Origin of the sequence: Edaphobacter bradus (assembly GCF_025685645.1) — a bacterium.
GTDB lineage: Bacteria > Acidobacteriota > Terriglobia > Terriglobales > Acidobacteriaceae > Edaphobacter > Edaphobacter bradus.
The window spans coordinates 655927-671750 of record NZ_JAGSYF010000002.1 but is presented as its reverse complement, the minus strand read 5'-3'; the positions used below and the strand labels follow the sequence as shown (position 1 = coordinate 671750).

Below are 15824 nucleotides of genomic sequence, written 5' to 3'. Positions count from 1 at the left end.
GCTTAGAAGCTGAAGCGGAGCTGGAAGCTGATGGTTCTTGCCCCGAGGGCAGTAGTATCCATCCCGAAGTTTGCGGCGTTGATGTTGTTCGAGACGCTTTGTGGATTGAGGTTCAGAAGGTTGAACAGGTTCAAGAAATCAGCACGGATTTCGAACTTCGCATTCTCACCAAGAACGCGAGTATTCGGAAACCCGAATCCCTTGGTCAGCGAGAGATCAAGATTCCTGTAATTCGGACCATCGAAGGAGTTGCGCGACGAACCTGGTAGCGGAGGCAGTGCCATATTTGGCGCCGGGAAGCCAGTGGGGCTTGCCCACGTTACAGCCGATTGAAAATTCGGCACGGAGAAGTACTTGTTGGAATAGGCGACAACCGTGGAATTGCCGTTGACAGCTGCTTGCGTTTTCTGTTCTCCCGTCAGAATCCCGGCGAAGTTGCTTCCCTTCTTGAAGGCATCGTTGCTGTGCGAGTTTCCTGCTCCGCCAAGATAACGGCCGCGCACGTTGAAGTAACCGCAAAGTTGACAATACAGTGATTGCGTTATCCCGTAGGTAGGTGACCATGGAAAACCCGTGTGAAGGTTCAGGATTCCGCTGAGCGTCCAGGTGCCAAGGATCTTTTCAAGCCATGCCTTATCTCCACGGAAGATCACCGGCTGCCACAGGCCAAAGAGCTTGAAGGACTTGCCAATGTTGTAGTCGGAGCGCCCACGGGAAAAGGTGGGATTGTAGGGATAGTAAGGGTCTTCTTCAAAGGGGCCCGAACCGTTATCTATGCTCTTCGCCCAGAAGAACTGCGCGTCGACGGAGAAGCGATGCGAAAACGAGTGCCTCAATTCCGCGAGGAACTGATTGTTATTGGAAGTACCGTCGTTCCCGTAGTGGTCCAGGTTCGTAATAAGCGGGTTCAACGGCACGCCTTCCACCAGGCCGGCGGCATTTTGATTCACCTGCGTAATCAGATAGCGCGACGAACTGCCCTGGTAACCCACCGAGGCGACGAGCTGGTGGCCCAGGTCGTACTGGACCTCCAGGGAATAGTGGTGGCTATACGCGGTGGGAAGTCCGCCGACAGGATCACCGAAGCTAGTGACACTCGCACTGCCCGTTGTCGGAAGGAACGCCGAGTTGTAGGTGGTAATGGTGTTAGGATTCGACGCGAAACCATTCAAGGAATGCGGGTTGCTCGAAATTCCATAGAGAATCTTTCCACCATTCGGACCGGGGTTGGTAGGACTGGCGAACGAAAAGCTATAGAAGCCCTGCGATGGCGGATTGAAACCCGCATTCGCCGAGATGGCGATCTCTTGCTGGTTGTAGTTCAGCCCATATCCGCCGCGCAGCACGAGCTTCCCGTTGAGCTGCGTCGGGCTCCAGTTGAAACCTACCTGCGGTCCAAAGTTGAGTTTCTGCGGATTCCACAAATCTCCGCCTTGCTTCATATGAATGCCCGTAAAGAGGTTTGTGCCTCCACCTAACCGGGCGACGCTCAGGGTGTTCTGCTTGTTATGGAGGGCGCCAAAATACGAGTACCGCAGTCCGGCAAAGATCGTCAGGTTTGGCAGGGCCTTCCAGGAATCCTGAACGAAAAATCCATATATGTTCTCACGGTCGTCTTGCCGGTTTCCTCCGGGAAACCCGGTTACCGTGTTGAAGTTGCCTTGCTCTAACTGCGGAGCATCGTTGAGAAAATCCCAGACGTTGTAGAAGTTATAGAACGGCCGCCCGATGGGATTGTTGAGGTAACGCAGATTGGTGAACTCCCCACCGAACTTGATGGTGTGGGGGCCGAAGACCTTGGTAGCGACATCCTTGTAAGTGTACGTCCACTGATTCAGAACGCTCCCCAGGTTGGTGCCGAACTGATTGAGCGTAATCGAGCCGATCTGGTTGATTGTGGCCTGCGGCAATCCAACCGGCTGCGTGGGGTTGTCTGCGATCTCATTCCAGCGCCAACCGGCAGCGTTCGCGCGCGCTTCGTTGAGGAAGGTTGCGGAGATGACGCGATTCCAGATCACAGCAAAGGCGTCGTTCGTCTGATTGTGAGTGAACAGGTTGTAGTCACGGGCGCCGCCGTTGTAGAACGTGTTCGAAAACGGAACCCAGTAGATGGTGAAGGAGAGGTGGTCTTTCTTGGTGGCGTCTGCATCCATGCGGCCGTTGTATTGCTTGTAATTGGAGGAGGAGGGGAAGGCGACGCCGTAGTCAGCAATGTCCGCCACATTCGACAGACCACTCCCCACTCCTGGATTCGGGGAGGTGCCTGTTGCCGTCGGATCCTGTGTTCCCAGAGGAGACGTGAGCGGAGAGCCGATGTTCAGCCCCTGGCCGGCAATGGTACGGCAGTTGACGCCTTCCACAAGACCGATGTTGCCGCATGTCTCACCGGCGGTAATGATTCCAGTGGTCCTGACAGCTGATCCCGGAAAGGTCAGGAACTGCGAGGCGATGCTGCCGGTGCGGGCCAGACCGTCGAAGGCCGGCGTTTCGTACCAACCTGTGCTTATGGTGGTCGAGCTATTCGGCGTTGTCTCATACGCAAAGAAGGCAAAGATCCTGTTCTTCAGGATGGGGCCGCCGATGCTGCCGCCATACTGGTTGAAGCGAGCCGTATCTTTGATTGGTTTACCCACTCCGGTAAACCGCTGGTAAGCGTTCAGACCTGGCCTGTGAAGCGCAAAGAAGAGACTCCCATGGAGTTGATTGGTCCCGCTCTTCGAAGTGACCATCGTCTGCGCACCGCTGAAACGGCCGTTCTCAGCGTCGTAATCGTTCGTGACGATTCTTACGTTGCTGATCGAGTCCTGGTTAGGCGTGATGACCGTAGTACCGCCCCACACCGCGCTGACCGTGCTGATTCCGTCGATCGAAATGCTGTTGGCCTCGTACTGCTGGCCGTTGGAGTTGGCCTGGGGACCGTTTTCCGTCGGGGGCTGACCTCCTGCGCCGGAACCGCCCGGGCCCTGATTGCCGGGGGTGTTATAGACACCGCCACCAGCAGCTTGCGATCCGTCGCTGACAACACCAGGTACCAACTGGGTCAGCGTGAAGACATCGCGATTGACTGAGGGCAGGTGTTCAATATCGTTGCTGGTGACAGTGCCGCCGATATTTGCTGTCTCTGTGTCGAGCGCGGGAATTGACTCGGCAGCCACGTTGATCGTGGTGGCTGCCGCGCCGGGATCGAGCTGCAGGTTGATCGAGTTGGCTTGCTCAGGGGTGATGGTCAGATTCTGGATGGCCTTGTCCTGAAAGCCGGTGGCTGAGGCAGAGAGGGTGTAGTGATCGGGCCCCAGGGCGCCGAAGTTGTACACGCCCGCGCTGTTTGAGGTCGTTGTCCGAGTGTTATTCGTGTCGTTGTCTTTGAGCGTGATAGTGGCGCCGGGGATCACTGCGCCATCAGGATCCAGGACGGTGCCCTGAATTGAGGCGCGGAACTGCGCCTGTACTAGTTGGGAGCTAACGAGAAGTGCGCCCAGCGCCAGGCAGAGACGCACAAGCGCGCGCGGAGAAAATAAATGGCTGTCCCTTGTCTTTGAGAGATGCATATACGTCGAGCCTCCTGAGTAAACGATTTCTCAGCAACGGGATATGTTGGGCCAACGTTCTAAGCTGCCGGACACTATGCTCCCGCCAGAAAACAGATGTCAAACGGGATCGCCCAAACAAGGCCCCGAAAACTGTGTGCCCAGTCACAGCTGATAACGCTTTACATTTGGCTCTCCGCGGGGGCAGCAGAACTCGCGGCTGAATGTGCAAGTATGATCGCTGCAGCAGCCGCCCAGGAGGCCATTCATGGGCTCTCCTGATTCGCTTCGCCGCTCGAATCACGTGAAAATTCTGATTTGCAAAAGTTTGTTTTGCGGCTAGTCTATGTCCGACGTGAGGCACCCATGGCTAGATCTTCTGCTAATCGGGCCAGCGGTTTCGGCAGCACACTCCGACAGGATGCGTGGTGGGTTGAAATTTTGCCGGTGGTCGCAGTTCTAGGCCTGTTCACCGTCTACGCCACCTTTCGAGCCTTCGAAGGGAGGTTCTACGAGTGGGGGCCTTACCTCTCTCCGTTTTATTCTCCGCTGATCGATCCTGAGCACCATTGGTGGCGGCTTTCTCCTGCCCTTCTGGTTCTGATCGGGCCGCTCGGCTTCCGCGCGACCTGCTACTACTATCGAAAGGCGTACTATCGGGCTTTCTTTCTGGATCCGCCGGGTTGCGCGGTCGGCGAAGGAAGGAAGGGTGCGTACCGTGGTGAAACCTCCTTTCCTTTCATTCTTCAAAATCTCCATCGCTGGTTCCTTTATCTCGCAATTGTGTATCTCTTCTTCCTCTGGCGAGATGCAATTCGCGGTTTCTTTTTCCAGAACGGATTTGGCGTTGGCGTGGGTTCACTCGTCCTCCTGGCAAATATCTCTCTGCTGACTCTCTACACTTTTTCTTGCCACTCCCTGCGTCACCTGGCGGGAGGAAAGCTCGATTGCTTCTCCTGCACGGCATTCGGCGGCCCGCGACACACTACCTGGCGATGGCTCAGTTGGTTGAATGAACGCCACATGCTCTTTGCATGGATGAGTCTTTTCTCCGTGGGTCTGGCCGATCTCTACGTGCGTGTGGTGTCTGCGGGTGTCCTGAGGGACTTCCGGCTGCTATGAACTCCAACTACGAAACCCACGAGCACGACGTACTCATCATCGGCGCCGGCGGGGCGGGTCTTCGAGCCGCAATCGAAGCCTTGGCCCAGGGTGTGAGTGTCGGCGTTGTGTGCAAGTCTCTGCTCGGCAAAGCGCACACGGTTATGGCCGAAGGCGGTATCGCCGCGGCGATGGCGAACGTTGATGAGGCGGACGACTGGCGCACGCACTTCCGCGACACGTTGCGTGGCGGGAAGTTTCTGAACAACTGGCGCATGGCCCAGCTCCACGCTACGGAAGCCCCTGAACGGGTGCGCGAGCTGGAGCAGTGGGGAGCGCTATTCGACCGCACCGAGAATGGCGAGATCCTGCAACGAGCCTTCGGCGGCCATACGTTTAAGCGGCTGTGCCATGTCGGTGATCGCACTGGACTGGAGATGATCCGCACCTTACAGGATCGCGGCGTGCACCTGGGCATCGACGTATATATGGAGTGCACGATCACGCGGCTGCTCAAAGACGGCGACCGTATCGCCGGGGCCTTCGGCTACTGGCGTGAGCAGGGCCGCTTCGTCATCTTCAAAGCCAAGTCTGTGGTCATCTGCACTGGAGGCATCGGCAAGGCCTGGAAGATCACGTCGAACTCCTGGGAGTACACAGGCGATGGCATGGCGCTCGCCTATGACGCGGGCGCCGAGTTGATGGACATGGAGTTCGTGCAGTTTCATCCCACCGGCATGGTATGGCCACCGGGAGTGCAAGGCATTCTGGTGACTGAAGCCGTGCGCGGCGAGGGAGGGATCCTTCGCAACAAGGACGGCGAGCGCTTCATGGAGCGCTACGACCCAAAGAAACTTGAGCTCTCTACTCGCGACGTGGTTGCGCGCTCCATCTACACCGAGGTGCGTGAGGGCCGCGGAACCGAGCATGGAGGCGCATTCCTCGATATCTCTCACAAGCCGGCCGACTACGTAAAGCGCAAGCTACCCAGCATGTATCACCAGTTTCTCGAGCTGGCGGATGTGGACATCACGAAGGGCCCCATGGAGGTCGGCCCGACGTGTCACTACATGATGGGGGGCATCCGTGTGGACGCAGAGACTGCACAGGCATCGATCCCGGGGCTGTTCGCGGCGGGAGAAGCAGCGGTCGGGCTCCACGGAGCAAACCGGCTCGGCGGCAACTCACTCTCCGATCTGCTGGTGTTTGGCCGGCGAGCGGGATTGGCGGCCGCAGAGCAGGCCAGGCGATGTGCAGCGCCCACGATCGATTCCTCGCAAATCCAGGAAGCGGAACGTAGTATGCTAACGCCCTTCGAGCGGCCTGATGGCGACAGCCCCTACGCCATTCACGAAGACCTGCAGGGCGCCATGCAGAGCCTCGTCGGCATCTTTCGCAACGAAGAAGATCTCCGCCAGGCTTTGTCACAGCTCGAGAAACTGAGCGAGCGCGCAGCTCGAGTGCGCGTTGAAGGCTCGCGGCTCTTCAATCCGGGATGGCACCTCGCGTGGGATCTGCACAGCATGTTGACCGTCGCTGAAGCAGTGACCCGAAGCGCGCTTGCGCGCCGGGAGAGCCGTGGTGCGCACAGCCGCATTGACTACCCGGCTCTGGACGATGCATGGGGAAAGAAGCATAATGTCGTGGTCAAGAAGGCTGGCACGATGACCCTCGTCGAAAGCCCTGTCCTTGAGATGCCCGATGATCTGAAGCAACTGTTTGCAGAAGAGAGCGCACCAAAGTAGCGGAGGCTGACGATGGCTCAGGGCTCATTCGCAGAAGCGACGTTGCGGGTCTTCCGGGGCGACAGCAAAGGTGGAGCGCCCGCGGACTATCGTGTACCTCTTGTCCCTGGAATGGTCGTGCTCGACGCCCTGCACTCCGTTCAGTCGCACCAGGCACCCGACCTGGCCGTGCGGTGGAATTGCAAGGCGGGCAAATGTGGCTCGTGCTCGGCCGAGGTTAATGGCCGGCCGCGGCTCACCTGCAAAACGCGCATGGACTCTCTCCCTCTCGATCAGCCCATCACCATCTTCCCCATGAAGGCCTTTCCAGTGATCAAGGACCTCGTCACCGACGTCTCCTGGAACTTTACCGTCAACAAGAAAATCCCACCCTTCAGCCCACGCCCAGGCGTCGCGTGGAAGATGTATCAGCGCGACGTGGACCGCGTGCAGGAATTTCGCAAGTGCATTGAGTGCTTCCTTTGCCAGAACGTCTGCCACGTACTGCGCGAGCACGGCAAGCAGGAGCAGTTCGGAGGGCCACGGTTCTTCGTGCGTACGGCCTCGCTCGAAATGCACCCGCTCGACGGCGTCTCCCGAACACGCGTGTTGAAGGAGAACCTCGGTATTGGGCTTTGCAACATCACGAAATGCTGCACCGAGGTGTGCCCTGAAGATATCCATATCACGGACAATGCCATCATCCCGCTGAAGGAGCGCGTGGTGGATGAGTTCTATGATCCGCTGCTGATGCTGGTCCGTAAGATACGCGGCGCTAAGAAAGTTTAGGCGTAGAGGAAAAGACCATGAAATACGAGCTGAAGCACATTTCAACCGCGGGGATCGCCGAGGCTGTTTCAAAGGCAGAACTCTACCGTTGCCTCAACGAACCGGAAGAGGCAGAGTCGATCTGTCGCGATATCCTGGCCATCGATCCGCGGCATCAACTTGCATTGCGTTTGCTGGGGCTTGCCCTTACGGATCAGTTCAACGGCAGTGGGTCTGATCGTTACCTGGAAGCGGAAAAAACCTTCCAGCAGCTCACTGATCGTTACGAACGTCTCTACTACGCGGGCATCCTGTACGAACGGCGGGGGAAGGCGCAACTCCGCGCCGGACAGCCACCTCATATGCTCCTGCCGCTCTTCGAGGAAGCCCTGCGCGCGTTTGGAGAGGCTGAAAAACTCCGTGCTCCGGGAAACGACGATGCGATCCTTCGCTGGAATCGCTGCGTGCGCCTCCTGCAAACACCATCCTACGTATGGGAGCAAGAAGGCGCTCCGCTCGAGGCCCAGGACGCGCCGCCGACATATAAGTAACTCTGTGGCAGTCTCTCTAGAAGACCGTCTGTTTCAACCATCCCACACCCCTTCGCAAGGGCAAACTCGTTGATTTTATGGATTTTGCCACAAGCGGGCGGTTATCTATCCGTTCTCCCGGCACCACATGAAAAATTTGAACCGGACACGATCACCTTACGAGAGCTGAAGAGGCAAGGATGACCGTCCTACAGCACCCGGGTCGGCTGCAGGGCGGCGGGCATCTCTTCGGAACAACTCCTCATCAATTGACTAGCGACACAGCCGCAAGCGATGTAGTTGCGGGACGGTGTTTTATGGCTGCTTTTGCCGCCCTGTTCGTGTCGCAGCCGGACTAGGGTGATATCTGTCTGGCAGCTCTGGGAAGGTGAGTTGGCCGCTGCCCTGGGGGACATACCTGCGTCTGATAAATATCGCGATTGCGAATCTCCCAAGGGCTTAGGAGCGCTTTGAAAGACTTGAATGCTGGGACTCCATGGCGTGACAGGCTGCTCGCACTTCGAAATGTGCCTATGGTCCTCCGCATCCTCTGGGAGTCGGGACCGGTCGTCGTATCGTGGGGGCTTGGACTGCGAGTCATCCTTGCAGTACTTCCCTTCGCAGTCGCCAAGGTTGCTCAGTACATCATTACCGGCATCGCGGGGGTCTTGCGCGGCGGTCCTCTGCCCTCCCATTTCTGGGGCTTAGTCGCAACTGAGGTCGCCCTCAATATCTTTCTAGGGCTGATCACGCGGGCCATCGACTATTCGGATTCGCTCCTCGCGAATCGTTACACCCAGCACGTCAGTGTTCGCGTCATGGAGCAGGCTGCTCGGCTTGACCTGACAACTTATGAAAACCCTCTTTTCTATGACCGCCTCGAGCGGGCGCGAGTGCAAGCGACCGACCGTCTGGCGATGATCCAGCAGATGGGGCGTTTGATTCAACAGGTCATAACCACCCTGGTGTTTTCTGCAGCCCTGGCGTGGGCCTCCCCGTGGCTGATCCTGTTGCTTGCCATTGGCGTCCTTCCGTCGTTCCTTGGCGAAACCCATTATGCATTTCTGGGCTACGCCAAAAACTTTCGCCAGACCCCAGCTAAGCGGCAGATGGACTACCTTCGCCAAGTGGCCGGAAGTCGCGAAGGCGCCAAAGAGGTAAAGCTTTTTGGGCTCAACAAATTCTTCACCGGCAGATTTCAGGCTCTTGCGAACCAGATCTACAACGAAGACGTTGCCCTTTCACGATCGAAGCTATTTGTCGGCGGACTGCTCGGCATCCTCGGAACATTGGGGTACTACGGAGCCTATGTGTACGTTATCTGGCGAACGCTCGGAGGGGCTTACGACATTGGGCAGTTTACTTTCTTGACTGCTGCAATTCAGCAGGCAAGCTCCAATCTGCAGCAAGTCTTCTCCACCGCTTCCGGTATCGCCGATCAAGCCCTCTTCCTCACCGACTTGATTGCTTTCTTCGAGATGGAGCCGACCGTGCAATCCAAACCCAATGGATTGCCTGCACCGAAGCCGATTCAACATGGCTTCGAGTTTCGCAATGTTTCCTTTGCCTATCCCGGGACCGAGCGGAGAGTTTTAAAGAACTTCTTTCTCACACTTTCGCCAGGAGAAAGGATCGCTCTGATAGGAGAAAATGGCCAGGGCAAAACGACTGTGGTCAAGCTGATCACGCGGCTCTACGACCCCACGGAAGGACAAATCCTGTTGGACGGAGTCGACCTGCGCGAATATTCACTTGAAGATCTTCACCGGCAAATTGGCGTCATCTTTCAGGACTTCATGCGTTTCGAGATGACTGCGCGTGAAAATATTGCCGTAGGCCGTGTCGATCAGCAGCATCAGCAGGACGAGATTGAACTCGCCGCTCAAAAGAGCCTTGCTGATACGGTCGTGAGCAAGCTTGCCGGTGGCTACGACCAGATGCTTGGCCGCCGCTTCGAGGGCGGTGTCGAACTCTCCGGCGGAGAGTGGCAGAAGATGGCCCTTGCCCGCGCCTATCTTCGCGACGCCCAGCTGCTCATTCTGGACGAGCCAACTGCAGCCCTTGATGCGCGCAGTGAGCTTGAAGTCTTTGAACGATTCGCCGAATTGACCGAAGGCAAGATGGCCCTGTTGATTTCGCACCGATTTTCTACCGTGCGCATGGCCGATCGCATCGTGGTACTGTCCGGCGGCCGCTTGATTGAAGAAGGCAGTCATCAGCAATTGATGGCCAGAAAAGGACTCTACGCCAGCATGTTTGAGATGCAGGCCGCAAGCTACAGGTAAGCTCTTCCCGGCATCTTACCCAACAGGACCAATCAGTTAAGCGAACCGCATCCCCTGCCTCGGCGGCGAACAATGTTAAGAAAGGCATCATGGCACCGTTTTCAGGAGAACCAGTCACTTCAGAACACGCGTTGCCACCGACTGCGCCAACGCTGGACTTGCCGACTGCTGGTTTGCCCGAGAAGCCACCAGTATCGGACGCGGAGTTGAAGCAGCGGGCCGAGGCGCTCAGCAGACAATGGAAGATGATGCCCGCCAGTCCGAAGGCGGGAGGCTTGCCGGCGCGACTCGTGCGGCTCCAAACGCGACTCACAGAAATCCTGCGCGCCTGCCGCAAAACGGCTTCGGGACAGGAGCTGACTCCGCAGCTTGAACTGCTGGAAAGCACGCGCATGTTGGAGTCGGCGTTAATCGCTGGAGATGACACGATTACCAGGTTCGCCTCACTCCCTCATGTACTCGTAGAGGGCGATAAAGAGTTACCAAGAGCGGTTAACCTGGCGGAGGGATATCTCTCCGCAGCTCAGGGAATATGGTCGCCTGAATCTCTCACCGTCTATGTCCGGCAGGCGCAACAGCGCGACGCACTCCTGCTCGAGGAGGTGACGGTCCTGCCACAGGCGCTCAAGCTGGCACAGCTGGAATACATCCTGGATCGTGCCGAGGAAGCCTTCAGAGCGGGCGAACTACCGCCTATTGAGAGATCACCCTTTTCCGCAATTCTCCACAGCATGCGACGGTTGAACCAGTTCGAATGGCGCAATGTGCTTGAACCGCTGATCGAATTTGACGCCATCCTTCGAGAAGACCCGGCCGGCGTCTTCGCACAGATGGAGGACGAGACCCGCCACACATACCACATGCGGGTCGCGGAGCTGGCGCGGCACGCCGATGCAAGCGAGGTCGAAACCGCTCAGCTTGCTCTCGACCTAGCGCGCCAGTCCGCGCAAACTCCCGACTCGGATCCCCGCCGCGCCTGCCGAACCAGGCATATCGGCTATTACCTCTTTGCCGAAGGCCTGCCTCTGCTCGGCCAACGAATCGGTTATCTTCCCCCAGCCATCGAACGGCTAGGCACCTTTCTGCTCAGCTGGAAAGAGGACATCTACATCCTCGGCATCTTTACGCTTTCCTGCCTTCTCATCGTCGCCCTTATCGCGCCTCTGGTGCCGCATAACGCATTCTGGCCAGTGATGGGTGCGCTGCTGCTTGCGCTCGTGCCCGCAAGCCAGGGCGCAGTCGATCTGGTGAACAACGCAGTCACCGCCTTGGTGAAGGCCCATTCGCTTCCGAAACTCGACTTTTCCAAGGGCGTTCCTGAAGACAGGATCGGCCTGGTTGTCGTCCCTACTCTTTTATTCAACGAGACACAGGTTCGCGAACTATTCGACGAGTTGGAAGCTCGCTACCTCTCGAATCAGGATCCGAATATTCACTTTGGACTATTAACCGACCTGCCCGATGCCAAGGCCCGGCCACTAGACGAGGATTCCAATCCGCTGGCAGCATTAGCTGCGCAGTGCGTCGTTGACTTGAATGCAAAGTACGGTCGCGAGAAGGGCGGCTCCTTTTTCCTCTTGCACCGCCATCGTGTATTCAACGCCCGTCAAGGGGTTTGGATGGGATGGGAGCGCAAGCGTGGCAAACTCCTCGATCTCAACAGATTCCTATTGCAAGAGTACGACAGCTTCCCACTAAAAGCGGGTCCACTGGAGACTTTAGAACGCGTTCGTTACGTCATTACGTTGGACTCCGACACTCAACTTCCGCGAGGAACGGCCGCACGCATGATCGGCACGATGGCGCATCCTCTGAATCAAGCCATCATCGATCCGAAGTCGCGACTTGTGACCGCGGGGTACGGCATACTGCAGCCTCGCGTAGGCGTCAGCGTCTCCTCCGCATCGCGCTCCCGCCTGGCATCTCTCTACTCCGGCGAGACCGGCTTTGATATTTACACCCGCGCTGTCTCCGATGTCTATCAAGACCTATTCGGAGAAGGAATCTTTGCCGGCAAAGGAATCTACGAGGTCAGCATCCTGCACGAGGTGTTGGACCGCCGCTTTCCCCGAAATGCCCTTCTCTCTCACGACCTCATCGAAGGCTCCTACGCTCGCGCCGGTCTCGTCACCGATATCGAAATCATCGACGACTACCCGTCGCACTATTCCGCTCACACTCGCCGAAAGCACCGCTGGGTCCGCGGAGACTGGCAGATCGCACGCTGGCTTTTCAGCCGTGTGCCGGACGAGTCCGGAAAACTTGTTGCGAACCCGATCAACACCATCTCACGCTGGAAGATTCTGGACAATCTGCGGCGCAGCCTGGTCGAGCCAATCACCTTTCTCTTGTTCTTGCTTGGCTGGTTCGTCCTCCCGGGTGGAGCGCTCTATTGGACCGTGGCCGCTCTCGTCCTTCTGCTTCTCCCAGGCTTTGTTCAACTGGCCTTCAATTTGGGCCGCGCTTTGTTGAAGCTAAGTTTCGTTGGAGCGCGCGAAGCTATTTCCACATTTGCATCGTCATTCGGATTTGCGATTCTCAACCTCACCTTTTTGCCCCACCACATGTTCCTCTCGCTCGATGCGATCATCCGGTCGCTGAGTCGCAGTCTGGTATCGGGCAAACGTCTCCTCGAATGGGAGACAGCGGCACAGGTTGAGTTCGGTGGCTCTAAAAATTCATTGGATGTCTATCTGCAACTCTCATCGATCGTGGCTCTTGTTATCGCGCTTGCCCTCGCAGTCACTCAGATCCAGTCCTTGTTCGCGGCAGGTCCTATTTTGCTGCTTTGGGCGATTGCACCTCTCGTCGCGATCTGGCTCAACTCGCCCCCAGGCCAACAGGAAGGGCCGCTCGCGCCAAAAGACAGACTATTCCTGCAGCAGCAAGCGCTTTCTATCTGGCGTTATTTCCATGAGTTTGGCGACGAAAGAAACCACTGGCTCATTCCGGATAACGTGGAAGAAAAGGGCGCGCTTCAAATACGAAAGTTGTCCCCCACAAACCTGGGGATGCTCCTGAATGCACGGCAGGCGGCGTATGAACTCGGCTTCCTGACGCTCCCCGAGTTCGCCAAGGCCACCCTCGGCACCCTCAATACATACGACCATCTCGAGAAGCAGCGTGGGCATATCTACAACTGGTACGACATCGAAACGCTGCAGCCAATCGCCCCATTGATCGTCTCCACCGTCGACAGCGGCAATCTGACGGCATCTCTCTATACCCTGCACACAGGCGCGCTCGATCTACTCAAGCGTCCGCTCCTGAATGTCGAACTGTTTTCGAACCTGAAGCAGATGCTACCCAGCTCTACGATCCCGGCAGCCGAAAGCACCGACGCCCCGCCACATCCAGAAGATTCCGACGCCACAGCGATACGGGCCCAGGTGCGTTCCCTTCTGCAGCAGACGGCCGCACCGGCCCTCTCCATCCCGATAGAGGACGATCTGTCTGGCACAGGCCGTGGAGATTGGCTTGTGCACGAACTATCACGCCGCCAGCTCGCGTTGTCTATCTTCGTGCAGAACTATATGCCGTGGCTTCTCCCTCAATTTGAGGCCCTCTTTGCACTGCCCGAGCTCAGAGAAGTCGAGAACAGGTACGTCCCTACCTTGCAGCAGGCCGCAGACTGCGCGATCGACTTGGATTCGAGAATTGCAGTGGCGCTTCCTTCCCTGCCACCCGACTCTCCACTCGCGGCCTCCGCTGCATCCTTACGGTCTTTGCTGCCTGAAGCCGCGCAACGCCTGAAGCAATTGAAGGCGGACATCGCCAAAATCGCGTCCGAAGCAGAGCGTCACGCCGACGCCATGCAGTACAGCTTCCTCTTTGTAGAGTCGCGCCAGCTTCTCTCCATCGGCTACGACGGAGTCGCCGGCGAGTTGCATTCGGCATGCTACGACCTCCTCGCCTCCGAGGCGCGCATCGCCTCCTTTCTCGCTGTCGCCCGCGGAGATATCCCTCAGAAATCGTGGTTCCGGCTTGATCGCTCTCATGTCCTCGTCTACGGACATCCCGCCCTTCTCTCATGGACCGGGACTATGTTCGAGTACATGATGCCTGCCCTGTGGATGCGCACCTTTCCCGACACCCTCATTTCGAGTTCGCTCGAGTCTGCCGTTCGTATTCAGCGTGAGCACGTGCGTAACATTCCATGGGGCATCTCAGAGTCGGGCTTCGCCAAGAGAGATCCTCACGGAAGGTATGCCTATCAGGCGTGGGGCATTCCGGCGCTGGCTCTGAAGTATGGAGCGGAAGATGGGCCTGTCATCTCACCCTACTCCACCTTTCTCGTTCTTTCCGTCCTTCGCAAAGAGGCCATTGCGAACCTTCGGCGAATGGACGAAATGAATTGGATGGGTAACTACGGTTTCTATGAGGCAGCCGACTATTCCCAGGGAAAGCAACCGGAGCTGGTACGGTCCTGGATGGCGCACCACCAGGGAATGTGTCTTCTGGCACTGGCCAACTTACTCAAGGACAACATCGTGCAACGTTGGTTTCACGGAACTCCTCGCGTCCGTGCGGCCGAGCTCCTGTTGCACGAAAAATCCTTGAGCAAGGAGACGCTGAAGGAACTCTCGAAGCGATCGAGGTTGCGACCTCTTGACAGTTGAAGATCAGTGCAGTTGGCGGAGGTGCGCCGCCAATGCTTCCAGGTCATCCTGCTTTAGATCTACAGGTATCATGCCGCCTAGGGGGTCTCCTCAGACGTCCGATTGCTCGGATTACCGCTGCGTGTCCACTGGCTGACGATGAGCGCTCCAGTTCTGAACAGCACTGCCGATCTCCGAAACCTCCCTCACAAGCGAGTTGAGTAGCGCATGCGCATCTGTACACCGCGACAGGTTGGCGCTCTGTCCTGCCCACAGAGGGAGAAGATCGGTCCTCCCCGCTTTCTCAGCCGGTATCGACAGGTGCCGGACGAGTGCGCGTTGAAGCGGGTAGGGAAGGATCTCGGTGTCCTTGCGATTGAGTTCATCGAGAAGCCGATTTTTGATTCCACGGGCAAGTCTCCCCGTGAATCCACGCGTAAGTGCGGTTTGCTTCGCTTGGCCACTGAGGAGAGCGTTGCGATGATGCACGCTCGCACCGGATTCTTCACAAGCCAGAAAAGCCGTGCCGATTTGTACTCCCTCGGCTCCCAGAGCAAAGGCTGCGACGATTCCGCGAGCATCGGCGATACCTCCGGCGGCAACCACGGGGACCGAAACGGCGTCTACGACTTGAGGTAGGAGCGAGAACGTTCCGGTGAGCGAATCTTCGGAGCGAAGCAGGAAAGAACCGCGATGTCCGCCTGCCTCAAAGCCTGAAGCGACGATCACATCGCCCCCCGCCTGTTCAATAGCGATAGCTTCGTCCGGCGTTGTTGCCGTTCCGATCGTCACGATGCCTTGCGCGCGGCATTCGTCGAGGACCTCTTTCGGTGGGATTCCAACGATGAAGCTGAACACGGGTACTTTTGCATCGAGCAAGACCCGCACCTGGTCTTCAAATTTGACCGGAACGTAGGGCGTGTATGTCGGGAGCGTGCCGCCCAGGGCTTGGATGTGTGGGGCGATGGCCGCGAGGCTTCGTGAAAACGCTTCGCTGCCAGAAGTACGCGCGCCTTCGTCCTCCATCGAGACCCATAAGTTCATCGCGAATGGTTTCGAAGTCAGTGAGCGGATTTCAGCGATTACATCTTTGATTGCGGAAGGGCTCAAGCCATGCGCTCCGAAGGAACCGAGTCCTCCAAAATTCGAGACGTTCGCTGTCAATCTCTGCGTCGACAGGCCACCAAGAGGGCCTTGAATGATTGGGTACTCGATTCCCAGCCGAGAAGAGACGCGAGTCTTGTTCCACTGTGGTGACGAGCTAACGGGTTGCTGCCCCATAATTGCCCTC

At 57.5% G+C, this 15824-nt stretch carries 9 protein-coding genes; 7 read left to right on the top strand and 2 right to left on the bottom strand.

What is annotated here, in order from left to right:
* Positions 1 to 2: 2 nt before the first annotated feature.
* A complete protein-coding gene (locus OHL16_RS08795) occupies positions 3 to 3548 on the bottom strand; it encodes a carboxypeptidase regulatory-like domain-containing protein (RefSeq protein ID WP_263366739.1) in 3546 nt (1181 codons plus the stop codon).
* A gap of 345 nt (positions 3549 to 3893) precedes the next feature.
* Here OHL16_RS08795 and OHL16_RS08790 point away from each other — a divergent pair, with 345 nt between their 5' ends.
* The 7 genes from OHL16_RS08790 (at position 3894) to OHL16_RS08760 (ending at position 14554) form a co-directional block, all read left to right on the top strand.
* Positions 3894 to 4649, top strand: coding sequence for a succinate dehydrogenase (locus OHL16_RS08790; RefSeq protein WP_263366738.1), 756 nt, complete (start codon positions 3894 to 3896; stop codon positions 4647 to 4649).
* Entirely contained in the window at positions 4646 to 6373 is a 1728-nt protein-coding gene (locus OHL16_RS08785; RefSeq protein WP_263366737.1) for an FAD-binding protein, read from the top strand. The genes OHL16_RS08790 and OHL16_RS08785 overlap by 4 nt, the downstream gene beginning before the upstream one ends.
* Positions 6374 to 6385: 12 nt before the next feature.
* Entirely contained in the window at positions 6386 to 7141 is a 756-nt protein-coding gene (locus OHL16_RS08780; protein ID WP_263366736.1) for a succinate dehydrogenase/fumarate reductase iron-sulfur subunit, read from the top strand.
* 17 nt (positions 7142 to 7158) lie between these two features.
* Positions 7159 to 7671 (top strand): hypothetical protein, encoded by a 513-nt coding sequence (locus OHL16_RS08775; RefSeq protein ID WP_263366735.1) that lies wholly within the window; start codon positions 7159 to 7161, stop codon positions 7669 to 7671.
* Positions 7672 to 7850: 179 nt separating this feature from the next.
* Positions 7851 to 8009 (top strand): hypothetical protein, encoded by a 159-nt coding sequence (locus OHL16_RS08770; protein WP_263366734.1) that lies wholly within the window; start codon positions 7851 to 7853, stop codon positions 8007 to 8009.
* A gap of 174 nt (positions 8010 to 8183) precedes the next feature.
* Positions 8184 to 9935, top strand: coding sequence for an ABC transporter ATP-binding protein (locus OHL16_RS08765; RefSeq protein WP_263366733.1), 1752 nt, complete (start codon positions 8184 to 8186; stop codon positions 9933 to 9935).
* 89 nt (positions 9936 to 10024) lie between these two features.
* Positions 10025 to 14554, top strand: a complete 4530-nt coding sequence (locus OHL16_RS08760; protein ID WP_263366732.1) for a glucoamylase family protein — start codon at positions 10025 to 10027, stop codon at positions 14552 to 14554.
* A 111-nt stretch (positions 14555 to 14665) separates the two neighbouring features.
* Here the strand turns inward: OHL16_RS08760 and OHL16_RS08755 are convergent, their stop codons facing one another.
* Positions 14666 to 15814: an NAD(P)H-dependent flavin oxidoreductase gene (locus tag OHL16_RS08755; protein WP_263366731.1), complete on the bottom strand. Its 1149-nt coding sequence runs from the start codon at positions 15812 to 15814 to the stop codon at positions 14666 to 14668.
* Between the last annotated feature and the right edge of the window lie 10 nt (positions 15815 to 15824).